Consider the following 21118-nt stretch of genomic DNA (forward strand, 5'->3'; position numbering starts at 1 on the left):
CCCAGGAGTACCGCATGTCCGTACGCGACGAGGCCCAGGCGATCGCCGCCGAGCTGGCCGCCCTGCGACACGAGCTGCACGCCGACCCCGAACTCGGCCGCCACCTGCCGCGCACCCAGCGGCGCGTGCTGGACGCCCTGGCGCCGCTGCCGCTGGAGATCGGCACCGGGACGTCCCTCTCCTCGGTGACCGCCGTGCTGCGCGGCGAACGGCCGGGCCCCACCGTGCTGTTGCGCGCGGACATGGACGCGCTCCCGGTCACCGAGGCCACCGGCCTGCCGTACGCCTCCCGGGTCCCCGGCGCGATGCACGCGTGCGGCCACGACCTGCACACCGCCATGCTGGTCGGTGCCGCCCGGCTGCTCTGCGCGCGCCGGGCGGAACTGGCCGGGTCGGTGGTGTTCATGTTCCAGCCCGACGAGGAGGGCACCGACGGCGGCGGCGCCCGACCGATGCTGGCGGAAGGCCTGTTGGAGGCCTCCGGGGAGCAGCCCGTGGCCGCCTTCGCCCTGCACGTCGCCTCGAACCGGCTGCCGCTCGGCCTCTTCGCCACCCGCGCCGGCACGGCGGCCGCGGCCTCCGACACGCTGCGGGTGACGGTCCGCGGGAAGGGCGGCCACGGCTCCGCCCCGCACAAGGCAGCCGACCCGATCCCCGTCCTGTGCGAAATGGTGACCGCGCTGCAGACCTTCGTCACCCGCCGCTTCGACGTCCACGACCCGGTGGTGCTGACGGTCGGTCTGATCCGCGGCGGCAGCAAGGCGAACGTGATCCCGGACCACGCCGCCTTCGAGGCGACCGTGCGCACCTACTCCGCCGAGGCGCGCGAGCGGATGCGCGAGGGCACCCGCACGCTGCTGACCGGCATCGCCGGCGCACACGGGCTGACCGCCGAGGTGGACTACCGGGACGGCTACCCCGCACTCGTCAACGACCCCGCAGAGACGGCGCTCGCCGCGCGCACCGTCACCGAACTATTCGGCCCGCACCGCTACCTCGACGCCGCCGCACCCACCCCGGGCGCGGAGGACATGGCGTTCGTGCTGGAGCGGGTGCCGGGCGCCTACCTGATGCTCGGCGCCTGCCCGCCGCACCTCGACCACACCACCGCGGCCTACAACCACTCGCCGCAGGCCGTCTTCGACGACTCGGTGCTGCCCGACGGCGCCGCGCTGCTGGCCGAACTGACGCTGCGCCGGCTGGCCCGCGACGCCCAGGCCCCGACCGGATGACCGCGGTGCTCCGCGCCGACACCGGCAGCGGCCACAGCGCCGCCGAGGGGCGGGCCCTGCGGCGCACGCTCGCCGTGCTGCTCCTGATCGTCCTGTTCAGCGGCTTCCAACAGAGCTACTTCACACCGCTCTTCCAGGCCCTGGGCGACCGGTACCACGCGGGCGTCACCGCCCTGTCCTGGACGGTGACGGGCCCCGCCCTGACGGCGGCGGTGGCCACCCCGCTGCTCGCCGCGCTCGGCGACCGCCACGGACACCTGCGGGTGCTGCGCCTGACCACGGCGGCGGTGGTGGCCGGCGCCGCACTGATCGCGCTCGCCCCCGGCTACCCGCTGCTGGTGGCGGGACGCGTGCTGCAGGGCTGCCTGGCCGGCTTCCTGCCGCTGATGGCCGGCCTGGTCCGGCAGCGGCACGGGATGCGGGACACCCGCCGGGCCATCGCCTACCTCTCGGCGGCCCTGATGCTCGGCGTGCTGCTGGGCAGCGCCTGCTCCTCACTGCTGCTGCGCACGGCGGGCGTCGGCGCGGTGCTGTGGGTCCCGGCCGCCGGCACCGCGGTGGGCCTCGGCCTGCTGTGCGCGGGACACGGTGAGCCGACCGGGCGCCCAGCGGCCGGTGGGCGGGTGGACTGGCCCGGCGCCGGGCTGCTCGCCACGGCCCTGGTGCTCGTGCTGCTCGCGCTGCACGACGGCGCGGCCTGGGGCTGGCGCTCGCCCGGCACGCTCGGCTGCCTCGCCGCCGGCGCGCTGCTGCTCGCCGCCTGGGTGGTGGTCCAACTCCGCACCCCGGCACCGCTGATCGACGTGCGCCGACTGCTCCGGCCGCGCCTGCTGCCGGTCTTCGCGGTCGGCGCCTGCGTCCACGCCATCGTCCTCGGCGGGCAGGTCTCCTACTCCACCTACCTGACCTCGCCCGCCGGGCTCGGCCTGCCGCCGTCCTCGGTCGGCCTGGTCCTGCTGCCCGCCTTCTGCGGCATGACCCTGCTCAGCGCCTGCGCCAACCGGCTCGGGCGGGCCATGGGCTTGCGCCGGGTCATGGTGCTGGGCGCGGCACTCGTCCTGCTCGGCGCGGTGGGGCTGCTGCTGCGGCACTCGACGGCGGCCGACCTCGCGGTCACCCTCGCCTGCTGCGGCGCCGGGACGGGGCTGATCTCGGCGGCGGCCCGCATCCTGGTGGTCGACGGCCTGCGGGCCGAGGAGACGGCGGCCGGCGCGGGCCTGTTCGAACTGCTCGTCAGCCTCGGCACCGCGGTCGGCTCCGCCGTCACCGCCGCGGTGCTGACCACCCACGGCGGCGGCCACCAGGCCTACCTGACGGCGTGGACGGTCGGCACCGGTGTCGCCGTGGTCGGCCTCGCGGCCGCCCTGCTGGTGCGGGTCCCCGGAGGCTCGCGGCGCGGGGTCAGCCCCGGAGCAGGGGCAGCAGCAGCGCGGCGGACCAGCTGAAGTTCGGCGAGTTGCGGGCGGCGCCGGTCAGCGGCTGGTAGTTCTCGTGGATCGGCTCGGACCCGGTGAGCCCGGCCGCGACGGCGAGCAGCCGGGCGGTGAGCTCGCGGGCGTCGGCGGCGAAGCCGTGGCGGCGCAGGCCCTCCAGCGCGAAGTAGGCCTGGTCGAGCCAGACCAGGCCGCGCCAGTAGCCCTCCGGATCGAAGTACGGGGAGCTCTTCGCCACGCTCGGGAAGGGCAGCCGGGTGCCGAACTCGGCGGGGTCGAGCAGCCGGGCGCGGACGGCCCCGGCCTGGGCGGGCGTCGCGGTGCCGGACCAGAGCGGGACGACGCCCTCGATGCCCCGGCCCCGGGCGGTCAGGCGGGCGCCGGTGGCCAGGTCGGTGTCGTGGAACCAGCCGGTGGCCGGGTCGTACATGGTCGCCCGGACGGCCTGGTCCAGCTGGTCGGCCGCGGCGCGCAGCCGGGTCGCGGCGGCGTGGTCGCCGAGGGTCTGCGCGATGGCGGCGAGGTGGCGCCGGTCGGCGGCCAGGTAGGCGTTGAGGTCGACGGAGTGCTGGGTCAGGGAGTAGCCGAGCAGGGTGCCGTCCGCGGCCCGGTTGGGGACCACGGCGGCCCCGAGCGCGGCGTCGAAGCGCGGCGCGTCGTCCATCCCGCTCTCCCAGGCGGCGGCCTGCCGGCAGTCCTCGGGGGTGGCGTTGCCCGGGTCGACGGTGGCGCCGTACTCGGCCAGGCCGTCCCGGGCGTGGTCCCGGTCGCGGTGCCACCAGTCCTGGTAGGCCGTCAGTTTGGGGTAGAGCTCGCGCAGGAAGGCGGTGTCGCCGCCCTGCCGGAAGACCTCCAGGACCGCCCAGGCGGCCAGCGGCGGCTTGGAGTTGCGCTCGTTCCAGTTGCCGCCGCCGGTGCTCGGGTCGTTGTAGAAGATGCAGTCGGGGATCATCCCGGCGTCCTGCGGGCGGGTCGGCGAGTCGGGCCGGACCTGGTGGTCGAACATCGCGCGGATCTGCGCGGCGGCGAGGTCGGGCGCGAACCGGGCCGTGCCCACGGCCTGCTTCCAGGTGTCCCAGGCCCAGACGCCGTTGAACCACTTGTTGGAGAGCGAGGGGGTGATCGCGTCGTGCTGGATCCGGCCGGCCGGGCTGCGCCAGTTGCCGACCAGGGTCTGCACGCACTTGACGGCGAGTCGGCGGCGCTCGGCGGGGACGCCCTCGGTCGCGCGCTCCAGGTAGCCCGCCCAGCGGGCGGCGCCGGCCGCACGGACGGCGTCGGGGTCGGCCAGGGCGCGGGCGACGGTGGCGGCCTCACGGGTGCGCTCGGCGTCGGTGAACGTGTAGCTCTCGACCCAGTGCAGGCTCCGGGCGCCGCCCGGGGCGAGGGTGAGCGGCGCGCCGAGCGCCGAGCGGTAGGAGTCGCCGTCCACCGTGGTCCGGACCTGGCTCGCGTGGACGGTCTCGAAGCGTTCGGTGCCGTCGGTCAGGAAGTCCCAGGTCTCCCGGACCCGGGCGAAGTCCACCCGCACGCCGGTGCCGGTCGCGCCGAGCGCGGGCGCGGCGTGCTGGGGCTGCTGCTCGGGGCGCAGCAGGGTGCCGTGCCAGGAGACGTCGAGGGTGCGCGGCGCGGTGCCGGAGTTGGCCAGCCGGGCGCCGACCAGGGCGCTGCGGTTGCCGGCGAAGCAGAGCTCCAGCCGCAGGCTCAGTCCGGCGCCGAGGTCGTAGGACTGGCGCAGCCGGCCGGGCAGGGCGGTCAGCTCGGGCGGTCCGCCGGCACAGAGGTCGAGCGGCCGGCCGTGCTCGCCGACCTCGATCCGGCTGAACCCGGCGCTCAGCCACCACGGGTACTCCTGGGCGAGGTAGAGCGGGCCGGTGAAGCCGCCGTGCGCGGTGGCGTCCTCGACGGTGGGCAGCGCGTAGGCGTGCCAGGCGCCCAGGTCGGCGAAGACGGTGATGGGGTTGTCGTCGTTCGCGTCCCCGGGGTAGGCGGCGCCGGGGACGCCGTGCAGGTCCAGGACGTCGCGGTACTCCTCGGCCTCGGCCGTGCCCGCCGCAGCGTCGTTCGCGGGTACCGCGGGTGCCGCCTGCGCGGTTCCGGTCGGCGCCGCGGTCGCCGCGAGGGCGGTGGCGGTGGTGGCGGCCAGGAAGTGACGGCGGTTCAGCGGGCTCATGCGCGGTCCTCGGCAGGGTGAGTGCGGACAACGACCCGCCCAACGGTAGGCCACTCGCGCCTGATTGACTGCGCATCATCAAAAACAGCGCGTTCAGGAACCCGGCGCACCCTCCGGTGCGGCCAGCGCCAGCAGTTGGGCGATCCCGCGCCCCGCCTGCCGGAAGGGCTCCTCGGAGCGGGCGAGCCGGGCGAGCGCGTAGGCGCCCTGCCGGATCGCCAGGATGGACACGGCCAGGCTCTCGGTGTCCACGTCGGCGCGCAGTTCGCCGCGGGCCACGCCCTCGTCCAGCACCTGCCGGATCCGCTCCTGGATCCAGGCGTAGGTCTCCACGATCGGCTCGCGCAGTTCCTCGCTGCCGGCGACCTCCTCGTCCTGGATGAGCCGGCCGAGGCGGCAGCCGCGGGTCACGTGCGCGTCCGGGGCGAGGTACGCCTCGATCCGCTGGTGCGTGGTGGCGGCTGCGGCGAAGCGCTGCTCGACCTCCTCGCGCAGGTCCTCGCCCATCCGGCGCTCGGCGGCCAGCGCCAGACCGGCCTTGTTGCGGAAGTGGTGGTACATGCTGCCCTGCCCGGCCCCGGCGCGCTGCTGCACGGCGGCCGGGCTGGTGGCCGTGTAGCCGCGCTCCCAGAGCAGTTCGCGCATGCTGTCGATCAGCCGCTCCCCCGTGTCGCCGCCCTTGCCCGTGTTCGACCTCGCCATGGGTGGCAGCCTAACCGGGGGCCCGGGCGGCCCTGCACGGACGCGTGCCGGTGCGGTACTCGAACACGGTGGCGGGATCATCTGTCGGTGATCCCGCCACCGTCCGTCACGCCGAGGCGTACGGTCCAGCAGGAGCGGCTCGACGAGAACCGCGTCGGCTCCTCAGTGGTTGTCGTACGGGGAGACGATGATCTCGGAGTTGACCGACAGCAGCGTGTTTCCCGCACTGTCGAAGCCGACCAGGCGGGCATACGCCCTGCCGTTCACGTGCAGCTCGGCGAGGTACCGAGCGGTGCCGACCGATCCGGTGGCGCAGGGGATGTTGTCCACGGAATGCACCGCCGTGCCATCGGGGTCAACGACATCGACCCGGAACTTGGCGCAGTTGCCGGGGAATGCCTGGATGTCGCCCAGGCCGAGGAATTCCTGTGGACCCCAGCCGATCCGGTTCACGCAGACGTCGCCCTTGAATCCGTTCTGATCGAACGGCGTGCATTTCTGGAACGGCGGCACCCAGACAGCCGGGGTCTGGGCCTGGGCCGTGCCACCGGACGCGGTGATCATGCCGGCGGCAGCGCTCGCCACGACGACCGCTGCGGAAATGGCGTTGCGGATTCTCATCGGTGTCCCCTCCTACGACAGGTGAACGTTCAAAGTGCCGTCCGCCGATGGAGAGCCAGCTTTTCCCGACGGATCGACAATTCGCCACGGTAGCCGACCTGTTGCGGGGCGTCGACGGCCGCAGTTGAACACCTTCTCCGGGGAATCACCTTCTCCGGGGAATCACCGAAATCCGCCCCGGCGCTCTGCGCGCTCCGGCCTGCGCACGGTCTCGATGCCGTTGCTCCCGAACGGGGTGTACACGTTCCTGCGCAGGTGGCTGATGCAGAGCTCGGCGCGGTTCGGGCGCCCCCGCCGGTCCGCCATCCGGTGTGGGGAGGGAACGCTGCCCGCCGAGTCACGAGACAGCCTTCAGCGAATCGCGGGTACGTTCTGTACTTCGAAGTACAGTGTACTTCGAAGTACAGAACAGCTGGGCGCGCCCGGCACGGGCGGGGCCCCTTGGGGAGGGACGGAAGCATGGGTGTGCTCGTGCGGGAATCCGGGGTCGTCGAGGCGCGGCAGCCGCGCCGAGCGAGGTGGGCGCTACTGTCGGTGTGCCTGGGGTACTTCATGGTGCTGCTCGACGGCAGCGCCCTGAACATCGCGTTACCGGCCGTCCAGGCCGACGTGCACGGGAGCTTCGCCACCCTCCAGTGGCTGGTCACCCTCTACACCGTCCCGCTGGCCGGCCTGCTGCTCTCCGCCGGCGCCCTGGCCGACCGGGCCGGCTCCCGCAGGGTGTTCATGGGCGCGCTGGGCGGCTTCGCCCTCACCTCGCTGATGTGCGCGCTCAGCCCGGACCTCGGGACGCTGATCGTCTGCCGGGCACTCCAGGGCGTGGCCGCCGCCGGGGTGCTGCCCACCACGCTGGCGATCATCGCCCGCAACCACCCGGTGCCGGCCGACCGCGCGAGGGCCATCACCGCCTGGGGCGCGACCGGCGGGATCGCGCTGGTCGTCGGGCCGATCGGCGGCGGGCTGCTGACCCACTACCTGGGCTGGCGGTCCATCTTCCTGGTCAACGTCCCGGTCGGCGCCCTCGCCCTGTGGCTGTCCTGGCGGTTCGCCCGCGAGACCGAGCGCCGGGTGGCCCGCTCGTACGACCTGCCCGGCCAACTCGCCACCACGGCCGGGCTGGCGCTGACCGTCGCCGCGCTCATCGAGGGCGGCGCCCGGGGCTGGACGGACCGGTACACGCTCTCGCTCGGCGCCGCGGGCCTGCTCGCGCTGGCCGTCCTGGTGCTCGTGGAGCGGCGGGCCGCCGCGCCGATGCTGCCCTTCGCGATGTTCCGCCGACCCGCCTTCGTCGCCGCGGTCACCGCGGGGTTCGCCTTCCAGTTCGGCGCCTTCGGGCTGCAGTTCGTCATCGCGGTCTTCGTCGAGACGCAGTGGCACTACTCCCCCGCGCGGGCCGGCGCCTTCCTGCTGCCGTACGCGCTGCTGCTCACCCTCGGCACCTCGCTGCTGAACCGCCGCTGGCAGTCCCGCGGGATGCGCTGGCTGCTGCTGGTCGGCTCGACCGTCGCCGCCCTCGGCACCCTGGTCTGCCTGGCCGCCGGGGCCGAACGCGACTGGCTCCTGCTCACCGCCGGGTTCGCCGTCACCGGGCTGGGCGGCGGCATCCTCGCCCCGAGCATCAACGGCGCCGCGCTCGCCGAGGCCGACAGCCGGTACGCGGGGATCGCCTCCGGCGTGCTCAACACCTTCCGCCAGATGGGCCTCGCCGTCGGCGTGGCCGTGCTCGGCGCCGTGCTGAGCGGGTCCGACGGGGTCACGGGCCTGCGCACCGACCTCGCGATCGGAGTCGGTTGCTTCCTGCTGATCGCGCTGCTCGGCCGCCGGTACATCGGGCGCTGAGCGGTCGGCGCCGTCGCGCCGGGGGCCATGCTCGGGCCCACCACGACCCTTCTCTGTCGATTCTCATCGAACGATGGCCATTGACCCCCGCCGACAGTCTTTCGATATCACTCGAAACATGCCAGCATGCTCGGCAGCGCGGCAGCCGGACGACGCCCGAGGCCCCGCGCGGCCCCTCCGGTGCGGGTCCGCGCGGAGGTCCGGCCCGCAACCCCTTCGATGTCGAGGAGTCAGATGGCCACGTTCAACAAGACGGTGACGTCCTTCGGTGCGGCGGCGCTCCTGGTGCCCGCCCTGCTGGCGTGCGGCCGGGGGAACCCGCCGGCCCACCCGGCCCACCCCGGCCACGGCCGCACCCACCTCACCGCCACGCAGATCCTCCAGGTGGACTACGAGAGCGGCACCCCGGACTCGGGCCTGCCCGGCCTGTCGAGCACCGACGCCACCGCGCCGGACGCCGCCGCCGTGGTGCGGCCCGGGGAGCAGAGCGCGTACGCCATCCAGCACAAGGTGACGCTCGGCGACCCCGGCTACTTCTCCGACGGCGCACCCCGCAGCGAGAGCGCGACCGACCGACTCCCCAACGGGGTCTTCCACATCGGCGACACCCAGCGCTACGAGTTCAGCGTGCTGTTGAAGGACTGGCAGCCCTACCAGCCGGGGGACAGCGACACCGGCGACATCATCTTCCAGGGCAAGTACTCGGGCGGCCAACCACCCGCCTTCTACTTCATGACCAAGCGCAACGCGATCGCGTTCCGCTCTCCGCAGATGAGCCGGCAGACCACCGTGGTCTCCGACTTCCGGCCGTACGTCAACCAGTGGCTGGACTTCCGGGTGGACGCCAAGTGGGCCACCGACCAGACCGGCTACTTCCAGGTCTCGGTGCGGCTGCCCGGGCAGTCCGACTACCAGCAGATGGCCTCGTACACCGACGTGGCCACCTGGCAGCCGAGTTCGGCGGCCGACTACGGCTACCTCAAGTGGGGCCTCTACCGTCCCGCCGAGTCGCTCGCCAACGACGACGTCGCCACCCGGATCGTCCAGCACGACAACATCCGGGTCTTCGACCTGTCCTGACCCGGCGTCGCCCCCACCCCCGGCGCCGCCCCACCCCACCCCGGCGCCGCAACGCACCCCCCGAGGAGTACAGATGACCGACAGTTCCTTCCTGAGCAGACGCCACCTGCTGCGGGCCGGCGGCGCGATCGGGCTGGCGCTGGCCGCCGCGCCCGCGCTGGCCGGCCCGGCACAGGCCGCGGACGGGGCGGCGCCCCGCACGACGGTGACCGACCTGGGGCCGGGGCTGGTGCAGTTCTCGCTGATGAGCGGGGTGCTGGTCGGCGACACCGTCTACATCGGCTCGCGCAACCTCAACCCCGCGCGGGTGGTCGGCTTCCACCTGCCGACCCGCACGGTCGTCTCGCACACCGAGCTCGACGCCGGGCCCGAGCCCTCGATCCAGGCGCTCGCCGCCGACCCCACCGGCCGGTACCTCTACATCGGCGTGCTGCTCAAGGCCGACCAGGGCAAGCCGAACCTCTTCCGGTGGGACCTGACGACGCCGAACGAGCCCGCAGTGGACATCGGCCGGACCGAGGACCGCGACATCCGTGCCCTCGCGGTCGCCCCCGACGGCACGGTGTATGCGGTGGGCGGCCTGCCCGGCAAGGCGCCCGCGCTCTGGGAGTACGACCCCGCCACCGGCGCCGTGACGAACCTCGGCGTGCCCGACCCGAACGCCACCCTGGCCAGGGCGGTCGCGGCCACCGCGGACACCGTGTTCTTCGGGGCCGGCAGCATCCTGGCCGGCGGGGGCGGCGCCAGCAAGGCCTCGCTCTACGCCTACGACCGGGCCCGGCGCACCTTCACCTCCGTGGTGCCCAAGGAGATGGAGCAGGACCCCAGCCTGCGGGACCTCGCGGTGATCGGGGACCGACTGGTCGTCAGCACCTCGGGCGGGGTCCAGCCCGCGAAGTTCGCCGTGCTGGAGCTGGCGGACCTCTCCTCCTACACCCTGCTGAGCACCCAGGGCACGACGGTCAAGTCCTTCACCGCCGACGCGGATTCCATCTACTTCGCCACCGACACCGGGCTCCAGACCTACTCGAAGGCGGCCCGGACGATCTCGCCCGTGCGGTTCACCGGGCCGGACCTCGGCGAGATCTGGGGGCTCGACTACACCGGCGGGAAGCTGGAGGTGGTCTCGGGCTACGGCTTCGTCGCCGAGATCGACCTGGCCGCCGGCACCTCGGTGGTCACCGACCTGGGCACCGCGGGCGCGCAGGCCGACGCGCAGGCCGGCATGGGGATCGCGGCCGGCGACGGCTACGTCTACCTCGGCGGGAACGGCGCGATCGCCCGGCACCGCCTGCGCGACCGGACGGTGCTCAACCTGCGGGCGCCGGGCGAGGCGAAGGACGCCGAGGTGATCCACGGCCGCCTGTTCACCGGCCAGTACGACGCGCAGGGCATCTGGACCTACGACCCCGCCGCGGGCGGGCAGCCGCACCAGGCCGCGCACTTCCCCAGCGCGCAGAACCGCCCGCTGAACACGTCCTGGGACCGGGCCAACGGGCTGCTGCTGGTCGCCGTGCAGTCCGACACCGAGGGCGGCGGCGCCCTGTGGACCTACGACCCCAGGACCGGGAGGTCGGCCTCCTACCTCAACCCGATCGACTCCGTGCAGCTGGTCCGCGCGGTGGCGAACCGGGACGGCGTCGCCTACCTGGGCGGCGACAACGCGACCGGCACGGGCCCGCGCGGCACGGTCGTCGCCGTCGATCCGCGGACCGGCCGGGAGTGCTGGCGCCTGGAGACCCGTCAGCGGGAGGGGGTGGCGGCGCTCGCGGTGCGGGACCGCCACCTCTACGGGCTGAGCCGCGACGGCAAGGCGTTCGTCATCGACCTGCGCACCCGGCAGCTGGTGCACACCGCCGACGTGAGCGCCGTCTGCACGGGCTTCGCCGCCATGGTCACCAACCGCGGCACGGTGTACGGCGTCTCGGACACCACGCTCTTCCGGTTCCACCCGCAGACCTTCGCCGTCAGCACCGTGGTGCCCGCCATCAACGGCATCTGGTACAGCGGCCCGCACGTGAACGCCCACGACGGCAAGCTCTACACGCTGCGCGCCCACAACCTGGTCGAGGTGGACGACCGGCCGGCGCACTGAGCGGCGGTCTGCCTGCCCCGGGTGCGGGATGTCCGCGATCCCAGCCACTGTTGACCTTTGATTGATACCTTTCGGTTGTCGAGTGAAGGAGGACGATTCACTCGCTACCGAGAGGGGACCGAAGGTGTTGGCTGACGAGCGGCGGCAGGCGATCCTGCGCGCGGTGGAGCGCGAAGGCTCGATCACGGTGAAGGAACTGGCGGCGGAGATGGGCGTCTCCGCCGTCACCTTGCGCCAGGACGTCCGGGAGTTGGCCGACCGCGGGCTCTTGAACCGGGTGCACGGCGGCGCCCGGGTGCTGGCCGGGGCCGACACCGCTGCGGCCGAGGCGCCGGGCGCGCGGACGGGCGCCCGGCCCGCCGCGCGTCCGGCCGTCGGCGAGCAGCCCACCGTCGGGCTGGTGGTGCCGCCGGGCGGCTACTACTACGCGCAGGTGATCAGCGGCGTGCAGGACGCGGCCCGCGCCCGTGGCGTGCGGGTCGTGCTGGCGGTCGCCGGGGAGTCGCTGGCCGAGCACGAGGAGCAGGTCCGCCGGCTGGCGGCCGGCGGCGCCGACGGGCTGCTGCTGATGCTGCACCCGGGCCTGCGCCCGCCGGCCCGGACCGAGCAGTGGCTCGGCGGCCTCGACCTGCCGGCCGTCCTGGTCGAGCGGCGGGCCGGGCTGGGAGCCGGTCGGGTGGAGCAGGTGACCTCCGACCACGCCTACGGCGCGGCCCTGGCGGTCCGTCACCTGGCCGGGCTCGGGCACGACCGGGTGGCCCTGGTCGCCCGGGTCGAGAGCCCCAACACGCCGCTGATCAGCGCCGGTTGGACCGAGGCCTCGGCCGCCCTCGGGCTGGCGCCGGGGCCGGAGTACCGCATCACCACCAGCGGGGAGGCGGCCGCCTCCGACGCGCGGTTCGAGGAGGTGGTCCGGGCGGTGCAGGCCGGCGAGGTCCGCGCGGCGCTGGTGCACAACGACATCGACGCCATCGCCCTGCTCGGCGCGCTGCGGGCCAAGGGGCTGCGGGTGCCGGAGGACCTGGCCCTGGTCAGCTACGACGACGAGGTCGCCGAGTTGAGCGAGATCCCGCTCACGGCCGTGGCCCCGCCCAAGCAGGCCGTCGGCGCCTGGGCCCTGGACCTGGTGCTGCGCCGGCTCGCCGACCCCGGCACGCCGCTGGCCGAGATCCTGCTCCGCCCGGAGCTGCGGGTGCGGGCGTCCTGCGGGGCCGAGTGACCGATCAGGTGACGGCGCATCGCTTTCGTTTATAACGAACGAAAGCGAATGTGTTGACTAGCTGTCGTATCTACCGAATGATTGCGGTGACACCCAAGCAAACGATCGGTGGCACGGCATGTTTTCCAGACGCCTGACAGCGCTGGCCTGTTCCGCGGCGGCGTTCGGCCTGCTCGTCGCGGGATGCGCGAGCTCGAACGACCAGCAGCCCGCGGCCGGGCAGAAGACCGGGACGGTCACCTTCTGGTCCTTCGTCAAGGGCTCCGACCAGGTGGCGGCGGCCTTCAACCGGACCCATCCGGACATCAAGGTGAACTTCGAGACGGTGCCCTCGGGCCAGGAGTACTACTCCAAGCTCACCAACGCCGTGAAGGCCGGCACCGCCCCGGACGTCGCCGTGGTCGAGTACCCCCAGCTCCCGGAGTTCGCCACCCTGGGCGAACTGCAGAGCCTGGACGACACCCTCGGCCCCCTGGTGAAGAGTCAGTTCCCGCAGCAGACACAGCAGTTGGTCGAGCTCGGCGGGCACACCTGGGGCGTGCCCCGGGACGCCGCCCCGCTGCTGATGTACTACCGCAACGACTTCTTCACCGCGCACCGGATCGCCGTCCCCCGGACCTGGGACGACTACCGGACCATGACCGAGCAGGTGAAGCAGGCCGACCCGAACGCCCGCGGCGGCGTGCTGTTCACCGACAACCCGGGGCTGCTGACCGCCCTCGCCTGGCAGGCCGGCTCGCACTGGTTCGCCACCCAGGGCGACGCCTGGAAGGTCTCGCTCACCGACGCCCCCTCCCAGAAGGTCGCCGACTACTGGGGCGACCTGGCCCACCAGGACCTCGTCCAGTCGCTGAGCACCCTCGACCCGTTCTGGACCAGCGTCCAGCAGAACCGGACCGTCGCCTTCGTCTGCGCCAGCTGGTGCGCCGGCTCCCTCCAGGCCACCGTCGCCGACCAGGCCGGCAAGTGGTCGGTGGCCCCGGTCCCGAGCTGGGACGGCAAGCCGGCCTCCGCGATGTACGGCGGCTCCTCCTTCGTCATCCCCAAGGGCGCGAAGAACAGCGCCGCCGCAGCCGAGTTCATCAAGTGGATCACCACCGACCCCGACGGCATGAAGGCCTGGGTCTCCTCCGGCACCAGCAGCATGTTCCCCGCCGACCCCCAGCTCGTGCCGGTCGCCAAGGCCGCCTACCCCACGGCCTACTTCGGCGGCCAGGACGTCTACGCGCTGGGCAGCGCCTCCTACGACGCGATCCCGCCCGGCTGGATGTGGGGCCCGGACATGGGCACCACCAACACCGCCATCGTGGACCAGCTGCCCAAGGTCGCGGACGGCGGCGTGCGCCTGTCCGACGTCCTGAACGGCGCGCAGCAGACCACCGTCAAGGACATCCAGCACCGCGGCATGCAGGTCGCGCCGTAGTCCCCGGAACCGCCGTTGTCCTCGCAAGCGCCGCAGTCCCCCAAATCGCCGTAGTCCCCGCAACATTGAGGAAGCCGGTATGGCAAGCCCGTCAGCCCGTGCCCAGCGGCGAACCGCCGCACTGCTCCTGGCACCCTTCTCCGTGCTCTTCGCCGCCGTCACCCTGGCCCCGCTGGGCTACGCCGGCTGGATGAGCCTGTTCACCACCCGCACCTCCGGACTCGGCTTCGGCGGCACCAGGCAGGTCTTCACCGGCCTGGCCAACTACGCGAACGCGCTGTCCGACCCGGCGTTCCGCGACGGGTTCGTCACCATCGCGGTGTACGCCGCGGTCTACGTCCCGGTGATGATCGGCGGCGCGCTCGCGCTCGCCCTGCTGCTCGACTCGGCCCTGGTCAAGGCCCGCTCGTTCTTCCAACTCGCCCTGTTCCTGCCGCACGCGGTGCCCGGCCTGATCGCGGCACTGATCTGGGTATACCTCTACACGCCGGGGCTGAGCCCGGTCGTCGACCTGCTCAACTCCCTCGACCTGCACGTCAGTTTCCTCTCGGCGGACAACGCGGTGTTCTCCGCGGCGAACATCGCCCTGTGGGAGTGGATGGGCTACAACATGGTGATCTTCTACGCCGCGCTCCAGGCCGTGCCGGGCGAGACCTTGGACGCGGCCCGCATCGACGGCGCCGGGGGTCTGCGCACCGCCCTGTCGATCAAGCTGCCGATGATCCGGCCCGCGGTCGCCCTGGCCGTGCTGTTCACCGTCATCGGATCGGTGCAGCTGTTCACCGAGCCGAAGGTCATCTACAGCGCCTCCAGCGCCATCGGCAGCAGTTGGACGCCCAATCTGTACGTCCAGACCGCCGCCTTCACCCGCAACGACTTCGGCCTGGCGGCGGCCGCCTCGCTGCTGATCGCACTGTTCGCCGCGGTGCTCTCCTTCCTCGTCACCCGTATCTCGCGCAGCAGGAGCCAGTCGTGACCGAACCCGCGACGCTCGGTCGCCGCCCCCGCTCCCGGCAGCGGGCCTCCGCCCTGCTGTCCAGGACCGGCGTGACCGCGATGCTCGGCCTGGCCGCCCTCTACACGCTGCTGCCGCTGCTCTGGCTGGTGCTGTCCGCCACGAAGAGCCGTCAGGACCTGTTCGCCACCAACGGCTTCGCGCCGGGCCGGCACTTCGCGCTGCTCGACAACCTGGGCCACCTCTTCCAGGTCGACGACGGCATCTACCTGCGCTGGCTGCTCAACACCGTGCTCTACGCCGGCCTCGGCGCGCTGCTCGCCACCGCGTTCAGCGTGGCCGCCGGGTACGCCTTCGACAAGCTGGCGTTCCCCGGGAAGGAGCGGGTCTTCGGACTGGTGCTGCTGGGCGTGATGGTGCCGGGCACCGCGCTGGCGATCCCGCTGTACCTGATCGCGGCCCAGGTCGGACTGGTGAACACCTTCTGGGGCGTCTTCCTGCCCGGCCTGGTCTACCCGTTCGGCGTCTACCTGGCACGGGTGTTCAGCGCCTCCTACGTGCCCGACGAGGTGCTGGAGGCCGCCCGGATGGACGGGGCCGGCGAGATCCGGACCTTCTGCCGGATCGCCTTCCCGATGCTCACGCCCGCCTTCGTGACCATCTTCCTCTTCCAGTTCACCCAGATCTGGAACAGCTTCTTCCTCCCCCTGGTGATGCTCTCCGACCAGCGCCTCTTCCCCGTCAACCTCGGCCTGTACGAGTGGTACTCGTCCGCCCTCTCGCAGGGGCACCCGCAGGACTACCTGCTGGCGATCGTGGGATCGCTGGTGTCCGTCGCCCCGCTGGTCGTCCTCTTCCTGATGCTCCAACGGTTCTGGAAGTCCGGCCTGACCGCCGGCGCCGTCAAGTAGGCCACTGCCATGAGGATTTCCATGCCCACCACCCCGCTCCGCCCACGCGCCCTGTTCGCCATGGGCCGCTCGCACCGCGACGCGCTCTTCCCGCCCGAGGCGGTGCGGCGGCTGTCGCTCAGCTGCGAGATCGATCCGGAGCTCCTCGTCGAGGACTTCGCCCAGGTGCCGGGGCTAGCGGGCCTCGATGATGTCGAGTTGCTGATCACGTCCTGGGGATGTCCACCATTGGACGCCGCTGTACTGGCCCGGATGCCGCGACTCAAGGCCGTCGTGCATGCCGCCGGCAGCGTCAAGCACCATGTCACACAGGCCTGTTGGGACCGTGGCCTGCTGGTGTCCACGGCGGCGGCGGCCAACGCCGTGCCCGTCGCCGAGTACACCGTCGCCGCCGTCCTGTTCGCCAACAAGCGGGTGCTGGAGATCGCCGGGCACTACCGCGAGCACCACGCGGTCGAGGACTGGACGCTGCGGTTCCCCGGCTTCGGCAACCACCGCCGGACGGTCGGACTGGTGGGCGCCTCCCTGGTCGGGCGCAAGGTGCTGGAGCTGCTCCGGCCCTTCGACTTCGAGCTCCTGCTGGCCGATCCGCTCCTGGACCACGCCACCGCCCGCGCGCTCGGCGCCCGACTCGTCGAGCTCGACGAGCTGCTCGCCGGCTGCGACGTCGTCTCGCTGCACGCCCCCGCGCTGCCCGAGACCCACCACCTGCTGGACGCCCGCAGGCTCGCGCTGCTGCCGGACGGCGCCACCCTGGTGAACACCGCGCGCGGCTCCCTGGTCGACCAACACGCCCTCACCGCCGAGGTCTCGTCCGGACGCATCCACGCCGTCCTCGACGTGACCGAGCCCGAAGTGCTGCCCGCGACCTCGCCGTTGTACACACTGCCGAACGTGCTGCTCACCCCGCACATCGCCGGCTCGCTCGGCGGCGAACTCCGGCGGATCACCATCAGCGCCATCGAGGAGGTCGAACGGTACTGCGCGGGCTCGGAGTTCGCCCATCCCGTGACCCGCGCCGCACTGGCCGTCTCGGCCTGAGAGCGCCTCGCAGCCAGCTAAGGAGTGCCCGTGCCCCCGCCCGGCCGACTGTCGGACGTCCTCCTCTACACCCGCACCACCGCCTACCGCCACGACTCCATCCCCGCCGGGATCGCCGCGATCCGCGAACTCGGCCAGGCGCACGACTTCGCCGTGGAGGCCACGGAGGATCCCGCGGTCTTCACCGACGCCTCCCTCGCGGGCCGCAGCGCGGTGGTCTTCCTCTCCACCAGCGGGACCGTGCTCACCACGAACGGCCGTTCTGCACTGCGTAGTTGGGTCGCGGCGGGCGGCGGCTTCGTGGGCGTCCACTCCGCCGCGTGCACCGAGTACAGCTGGCCGTACTACGGCGAACTGCTCGGCGCGCGCTTCGCCGGCCACCCCGCCTTCCAGCGGGCCACCGTACGGGTGGCGGACGCCGACCACCCCGCCACCGCCCACCTGCCGCCGCACTGGGACTGGCACGACGAGTGGTACGACTTCCGCAGCAACCCGCGCCCCCGCGTCCGCGTGCTCGCCACCGTCGACGAGACCGGCTACCAGGGCGGTGGCATGGGCGCGGACCACCCCGTGGCCTGGTGCCGGGAAGCCGGCGCCGGCCGCTCCTTCTACACCGCGCTGGGCCACGCCGCCGAGGCGTACCAGGCCAACGCCTTCCGCGAGCACCTGCTGGGCGGCCTGCGCTGGGCAGCCCGCGCGTAGCGCAGCGCAGTTCGAGCTCAGTACCCGTGAAGACCCGACCCCGACTCCGAGGAGAGAAGCACCGTATGTCCCGCAAGGTGATCGGCATCGTGATGAACGGTGTCACCGGACGCATGGGCTACCGCCAGCACCTGGTCCGCTCCATCCTGGCCATCCGCGAACAAGGCGGACTGCCGCTCGCCGACGGCCGCACCCTGTGGCCCGAACCCATCCTCGTCGGCCGCAACGCCCACAAGCTCAAGGAGATCGCCGAGCAGCACGGCCTGGAGCACTGGACCACCTCGCTGGACGAGGCGCTGGCCCACCCCCTCGCCGAGATCTACTTCGACGCCCAGGTCACCACCGCCCGCGAGCACGCCATCCGCGCCGCCATCGCCGCCGGCAAGCACGTCTACACCGAGAAGCCCACCGCCGAAACCCTGGACTCCGCCCTGGAGTTGGCGCGGCTGGCGCGCGATGCCGGGGTGTGCAACGGCGCGGTGCAGGACAAGCTGTTCCTGCCCGGCCTGCTCAAGCTCAAGCGCCTGGTCGACAGCGGCTTCTTCGGCCGGATCCTGTCCGTGCGCGGCGAGTTCGGCTACTGGGTCTTCGAAGGCGACTGGCAGGCCGCCCAGCGCCCCTCCTGGAACTACCGCACCCAGGACGGCGGCGGCATGATCCTGGACATGTTCCCGCACTGGCGCTACGTGCTGGACAACCTCATCGCCCCCGTACAGTCGGTCTACGCCCACACCGCCACCCACATCCCCGAACGCGTCGACGAGCAGGGCCGCACCTACCCCGCCACCGCCGACGACGCCGCCTACGGCATCTTCGAGCTGGCGGGCGGTGTCACCGCGCAGATCAACTCCTCCTGGGCCGTACGCGTGGACCGCGACGAACTCGTCGAGTTCCAGATCGACGGCACCCACGGCAGCGCCGTCGCCGGCCTGCGCAACTGCCGCTTCCAGCACCGCGCCGCCACCCCCAAACCCGTCTGGAACCCCGACCTGCCGGCGACCGAGTCGTTCCGCTCGCAGTGGCAGCAGGTGCCGGACAACGGCGAGTTCGACAACGGCTTCAAGGTGCAGTGGGAACTCTTCCTGCACCACGTCGCCAGTGGCACCGCCTACCACTGGGACCTGCTCGAAGGCGCCAAGGGCGTCCAACTCGCCGAACTCGGCCTGCGCTCCGCCGCCGAAGGCCGCCGCCTCGACGTCCCGGAGCTGACCCTGTGACCACCCCAACCAGCCGTACGGTCTTCGCCGCAGCCCACGTCGTCGCCGACCCCCAGCGCGACAACACCCCCGGCACACCCGCCGCCCTCGACTGGGACACCACCCTCGCCTTCCGCCACCACCTGTGGTCCCTCGGCCTCGGCGTCGCCGACGCCATGGACACCGCCCAACGCGGCATGGGCCTGGACTGGCCCACCACCCGCGAACTCATCACCCGCACCGGCACCGAAGCCAAAGCCACAGGCGGACGCCTCGCCTGCGGCACCGGAACCGACCAACTCGACACACCAGAGCCATCGTTGAAGCAGATCCTCGCCGCCTACGAGGAGCAGCTGGAAGTCGTCGAATCGGCCGGTGCGCAGCCGATCCTGATGGCCAGCCGCGCGCTCGCCGCCACCGCCCAGAGCCCCGACGACTACCTGCACGTCTACGGCGAGCTGATCCGCCAGGCCCGACGGCCCGTCATCCTGCACTGGCTCGGCGAGATGTTCGACCCCGCGCTGGCCGGCTACTGGGGCTCCACGGACTTGGACAAGGCCACCGCCACTGTGCTCGCCCTGATCAACGCGCACCCCAAGCTCATCGACGGCATCAAGATCTCCCTGCTCGACGCCGACCGCGAGATCGCCCTGCGCCGCGCCCTACCCGAAGGCGTCAAGCTCTACACCGGCGACGACTTCCACTACCCGCAGCTCATCCGCGGCGACGAACACGGCCACAGCCACGCCCTGTTGGGCATCTTCGACCCCATCGCCGCAACCGCTGCCGCAGCCCTGCACGCACTCGACGCCGGCGACCCGGACCGCTACAACGCGCTCCTCGCCCCCACCGTCCCCCTGGCCCGCCACCTCTTCGCCGCGCCGACCTACCACTACAAGACCGGCATCGTCTTCCTCGCCTGGCTGGCAGGCCATCAGGACCACTTCACCATGGTGGCCGGCGCGCAGAACGGTCGCTCCGTGCCGCACCTGACCGAGCTGTTCCGCCTCGCCGAACAAGCCGGAGCACTGCCCGACCCCGACCTCGCCGCCCACCGCATGCGCCACTACCTGACCGTCGCAGCAGGGGTGACGACATGAACCGCCTGTCCCTCAACCAGATCACCACCAAGAACTGGACCCTCCCCCAGGCCGTCCAAGGCTGCGTGAACGCCGGGATCCCGGCCATCGGCCTGTGGCGCGACAAGGTCGCCGAAACCGGCCTGGCCGAATCGGCCCGCCTCGTCCGCGACGCCGGACTGACCGTCAGCAGCCTGTGCCGCGGCGGATTCCTCACCACCCCCGGCCCCGAAGGCCACCGCACCGCCCTCGCCGAAAACCTGCGCGCCCTCGAAGAAGCCGCCGAACTCGGCACCGACACCCTCGTCATGGTCGTCGGCGGCCTCCCCGACGGCAGCCGGGACCTCACCGCCGCCCGCACCCGAGTCGCCGACCTACTCGCCGAACTCGCACCCCACGCCCAGGACTTCGGCGTCCGCCTGGCGATCGAGCCGCTCCACCCGATGTTCTGCGCCGACCGGGCGGTGGTCTCCACCCTCGCCCAAGCCCTCGACCTCGCCGAACAGTTCCCCACCGAACAGGTCGGCGTGGTCGTGGACAGCTACCACACCTGGTGGGACCCCCAGTTGGCACAGCAGATCGCCCGCGCCGCCGACCGCATCGCCGCCTACCAGGTCTGCGACTGGACCCTCCCCCTCCCCGCCGACGCCCTCCTCGGCCGCGGCCACGTCGGCGACGGCCACATCGACTTCCGCACCCTCACCCACCACCTCACCACCGCCGGCTACACCGGCTGGATCGAAGTCGAGATCTTCAACGAGCAGATCTGGAACACCCCCGGCGAACAAACCCTCCGCACCATGATCGAACGCCACCACACCCACGTGGTCGGCAGCGACCGGTGAGCGAGATTCCGTACGGCTTCGACGTCGCCAAGCTCCGTGCGGCGAGGGCCGCTTGTGGTGCTCCGGTGTCCTGGATCGCCGATCGGTCCGGCCTGTCCCGGCGGGCGATCGGCCTCTACCTCGCCGGGCGCGCCCCTCGTCCCAGCGCCCTGCCATTCCTGGCGGCCGCGCTCGGCGTCGCACCGGCGGACCTGTGCACGGTCGGGTCCGTCCGCCTGGTGCACCTGCGGGTGTGGTCCGGGCGGAACCAGGTCGCGATGGCGCAGGCCCTGGGCCTGTCCGGGGAGACGTACCTGCGGGTGGAGACCACCGGACGGCTGCCCCGGTCCGCCGAGGCCCGCTTCGAGTCCGAGCCGGGCGGCCGGGTGCCGTGGGAGGCGTGGGCCGCCCCGGTGTACGGGGTCACGCCGCACCGGCTGCTCGCCGCCACCGAGGCGACCCGGGACCACTGGTCGATGCTGCGCACCGAGTGGTGGTCCCGGGTCCAGGAGCGCGAACCCGAGTGGGGCGAGCGGCTGGAGCGGATGTTCGGCGCCCCGTGCTGAGCGGGGCACTGCCGGCGCGCAGGGCGG

Annotated in this window: 18 protein-coding genes; 15 read left to right on the forward strand and 3 right to left on the reverse strand. The window is 72.7% G+C overall.

Annotated elements, in window-relative coordinates:
- Positions 1–14 precede the first annotated feature (14 nt).
- Both FHX73_RS34245 and FHX73_RS34250 read left to right on the forward strand, forming a co-directional pair.
- Positions 15–1232 carry a M20 metallopeptidase family protein gene (locus FHX73_RS34245; RefSeq protein ID WP_145909897.1) on the forward strand — a complete coding sequence of 406 codons (1218 nt, stop codon included), beginning with the start codon at positions 15–17 and terminating at the stop codon, positions 1230–1232.
- Positions 1229–2677: an MFS transporter gene (locus FHX73_RS34250; protein WP_145909898.1), complete on the forward strand. Its 1449-nt coding sequence runs from the start codon at positions 1229–1231 to the stop codon at positions 2675–2677. Before FHX73_RS34245 ends, FHX73_RS34250 begins: the two co-directional genes overlap by 4 nt.
- Here FHX73_RS34250 and FHX73_RS34255 read toward each other — a convergent pair.
- From FHX73_RS34255 to FHX73_RS34265, 3 genes are all read right to left on the reverse strand, one after another.
- The gene (locus FHX73_RS34255) at positions 2634–4838 is read right to left on the reverse strand and encodes an MGH1-like glycoside hydrolase domain-containing protein (protein ID WP_145909899.1); all 2205 of its coding nucleotides are present in this window, start codon (positions 4836–4838) and stop codon (positions 2634–2636) included. The two genes, FHX73_RS34250 and FHX73_RS34255, sit on opposite strands and share 44 nt — an antisense overlap.
- 93 nt (positions 4839–4931) lie before the next feature.
- Complete coding sequence (locus FHX73_RS34260; RefSeq protein ID WP_246214067.1) at positions 4932–5540, reverse strand: TetR/AcrR family transcriptional regulator; 609 nt, start codon at positions 5538–5540, stop codon at positions 4932–4934.
- A 162-nt stretch (positions 5541–5702) separates the two neighbouring features.
- Positions 5703–6161: a hypothetical protein gene (locus FHX73_RS34265; protein WP_145909900.1), complete on the reverse strand. Its 459-nt coding sequence runs from the start codon at positions 6159–6161 to the stop codon at positions 5703–5705.
- A gap of 459 nt (positions 6162–6620) precedes the next feature.
- Here FHX73_RS34265 and FHX73_RS34270 point away from each other — a divergent pair, with 459 nt between their 5' ends.
- The 13 genes from FHX73_RS34270 (at position 6621) to FHX73_RS34330 (ending at position 21091) form a co-directional block, all read left to right on the forward strand.
- Positions 6621–8000, forward strand: coding sequence for an MFS transporter (locus tag FHX73_RS34270; RefSeq protein ID WP_246214068.1), 1380 nt, complete (start codon positions 6621–6623; stop codon positions 7998–8000).
- Positions 8001–8234: 234 nt separating this feature from the next.
- A complete protein-coding gene (locus tag FHX73_RS34275) occupies positions 8235–9080 on the forward strand; it encodes a heparin lyase I family protein (RefSeq protein ID WP_145909901.1) in 846 nt (281 codons plus the stop codon).
- Between the two features lie 73 nt (positions 9081–9153).
- Positions 9154–11175 (forward strand): outer membrane protein assembly factor BamB family protein, encoded by a 2022-nt coding sequence (locus FHX73_RS34280; RefSeq protein WP_145909902.1) that lies wholly within the window; start codon positions 9154–9156, stop codon positions 11173–11175.
- Between the two features lie 124 nt (positions 11176–11299).
- The gene (locus tag FHX73_RS34285; RefSeq protein ID WP_145909903.1) at positions 11300–12394 is read left to right on the forward strand and encodes a substrate-binding domain-containing protein; all 1095 of its coding nucleotides are present in this window, start codon (positions 11300–11302) and stop codon (positions 12392–12394) included.
- A gap of 118 nt (positions 12395–12512) precedes the next feature.
- Positions 12513–13817, forward strand: a complete 1305-nt coding sequence (locus FHX73_RS34290) for an ABC transporter substrate-binding protein (protein WP_145909904.1) — start codon at positions 12513–12515, stop codon at positions 13815–13817.
- Between the two features lie 79 nt (positions 13818–13896).
- Positions 13897–14793, forward strand: a complete 897-nt coding sequence (locus tag FHX73_RS34295) for a carbohydrate ABC transporter permease (RefSeq protein WP_145909905.1) — start codon at positions 13897–13899, stop codon at positions 14791–14793.
- A complete protein-coding gene (locus FHX73_RS34300) occupies positions 14790–15683 on the forward strand; it encodes a carbohydrate ABC transporter permease (protein ID WP_425461464.1) in 894 nt (297 codons plus the stop codon). Before FHX73_RS34295 ends, FHX73_RS34300 begins: the two co-directional genes overlap by 4 nt.
- A 15-nt stretch (positions 15684–15698) precedes the next feature.
- Positions 15699–16724 (forward strand): hydroxyacid dehydrogenase, encoded by a 1026-nt coding sequence (locus FHX73_RS34305; RefSeq protein ID WP_425461473.1) that lies wholly within the window; start codon positions 15699–15701, stop codon positions 16722–16724.
- Positions 16725–16754: 30 nt separating this feature from the next.
- Positions 16755–17426: a ThuA domain-containing protein gene (locus FHX73_RS34310; RefSeq protein ID WP_145909907.1), complete on the forward strand. Its 672-nt coding sequence runs from the start codon at positions 16755–16757 to the stop codon at positions 17424–17426.
- Between the two features lie 65 nt (positions 17427–17491).
- Positions 17492–18643 (forward strand): Gfo/Idh/MocA family protein, encoded by a 1152-nt coding sequence (locus FHX73_RS34315; RefSeq protein ID WP_145909908.1) that lies wholly within the window; start codon positions 17492–17494, stop codon positions 18641–18643.
- Complete coding sequence (locus tag FHX73_RS34320; RefSeq protein ID WP_145909909.1) at positions 18640–19722, forward strand: dihydrodipicolinate synthase family protein; 1083 nt, start codon at positions 18640–18642, stop codon at positions 19720–19722. Before FHX73_RS34315 ends, FHX73_RS34320 begins: the two co-directional genes overlap by 4 nt.
- On the forward strand, positions 19719–20546 hold the full coding sequence (locus tag FHX73_RS34325; RefSeq protein WP_145909910.1) for a sugar phosphate isomerase/epimerase family protein: 828 nt from the start codon (positions 19719–19721) through the stop codon (positions 20544–20546). The genes FHX73_RS34320 and FHX73_RS34325 overlap by 4 nt, the downstream gene beginning before the upstream one ends.
- Positions 20543–21091: a helix-turn-helix domain-containing protein gene (locus FHX73_RS34330; protein ID WP_170305202.1), complete on the forward strand. Its 549-nt coding sequence runs from the start codon at positions 20543–20545 to the stop codon at positions 21089–21091. Before FHX73_RS34325 ends, FHX73_RS34330 begins: the two co-directional genes overlap by 4 nt.
- Positions 21092–21118: the final 27 nt, after the last annotated feature.

Origin of the sequence: Kitasatospora viridis (assembly GCF_007829815.1) — a bacterium.
GTDB classification, from domain to species: Bacteria; Actinomycetota; Actinomycetes; order Streptomycetales; family Streptomycetaceae; genus Kitasatospora; species Kitasatospora viridis.

What these genes read in the sequence shown, in the direction of transcription:
- FHX73_RS34245 (WP_145909897.1), top strand. Translation starts at nt 15, where the DNA reads ATGTCCGTACGCGACGAGGCCCAGGCGATCGCCGCCGAGCTGGCCGCC.
- FHX73_RS34250 (WP_145909898.1), top strand. Translation starts at nt 1,229, where the DNA reads ATGACCGCGGTGCTCCGCGCCGACACCGGCAGCGGCCACAGCGCCGCC.
- FHX73_RS34255 (WP_145909899.1), bottom strand. Translation starts at nt 4,838, where the DNA reads ATGAGCCCGCTGAACCGCCGTCACTTCCTGGCCGCCACCACCGCCACC.
- FHX73_RS34260 (WP_246214067.1), bottom strand. Translation starts at nt 5,540, where the DNA reads ATGGCGAGGTCGAACACGGGCAAGGGCGGCGACACGGGGGAGCGGCTG.
- FHX73_RS34265 (WP_145909900.1), bottom strand. Translation starts at nt 6,161, where the DNA reads ATGAGAATCCGCAACGCCATTTCCGCAGCGGTCGTCGTGGCGAGCGCT.
- FHX73_RS34270 (WP_246214068.1), top strand. Translation starts at nt 6,621, where the DNA reads ATGGGTGTGCTCGTGCGGGAATCCGGGGTCGTCGAGGCGCGGCAGCCG.
- FHX73_RS34275 (WP_145909901.1), top strand. Translation starts at nt 8,235, where the DNA reads ATGGCCACGTTCAACAAGACGGTGACGTCCTTCGGTGCGGCGGCGCTC.
- FHX73_RS34280 (WP_145909902.1), top strand. Translation starts at nt 9,154, where the DNA reads ATGACCGACAGTTCCTTCCTGAGCAGACGCCACCTGCTGCGGGCCGGC.
- FHX73_RS34290 (WP_145909904.1), top strand. Translation starts at nt 12,513, where the DNA reads ATGTTTTCCAGACGCCTGACAGCGCTGGCCTGTTCCGCGGCGGCGTTC.
- FHX73_RS34295 (WP_145909905.1), top strand. Translation starts at nt 13,897, where the DNA reads ATGGCAAGCCCGTCAGCCCGTGCCCAGCGGCGAACCGCCGCACTGCTC.
- FHX73_RS34315 (WP_145909908.1), top strand. Translation starts at nt 17,492, where the DNA reads ATGTCCCGCAAGGTGATCGGCATCGTGATGAACGGTGTCACCGGACGC.
- FHX73_RS34325 (WP_145909910.1), top strand. Translation starts at nt 19,719, where the DNA reads ATGAACCGCCTGTCCCTCAACCAGATCACCACCAAGAACTGGACCCTC.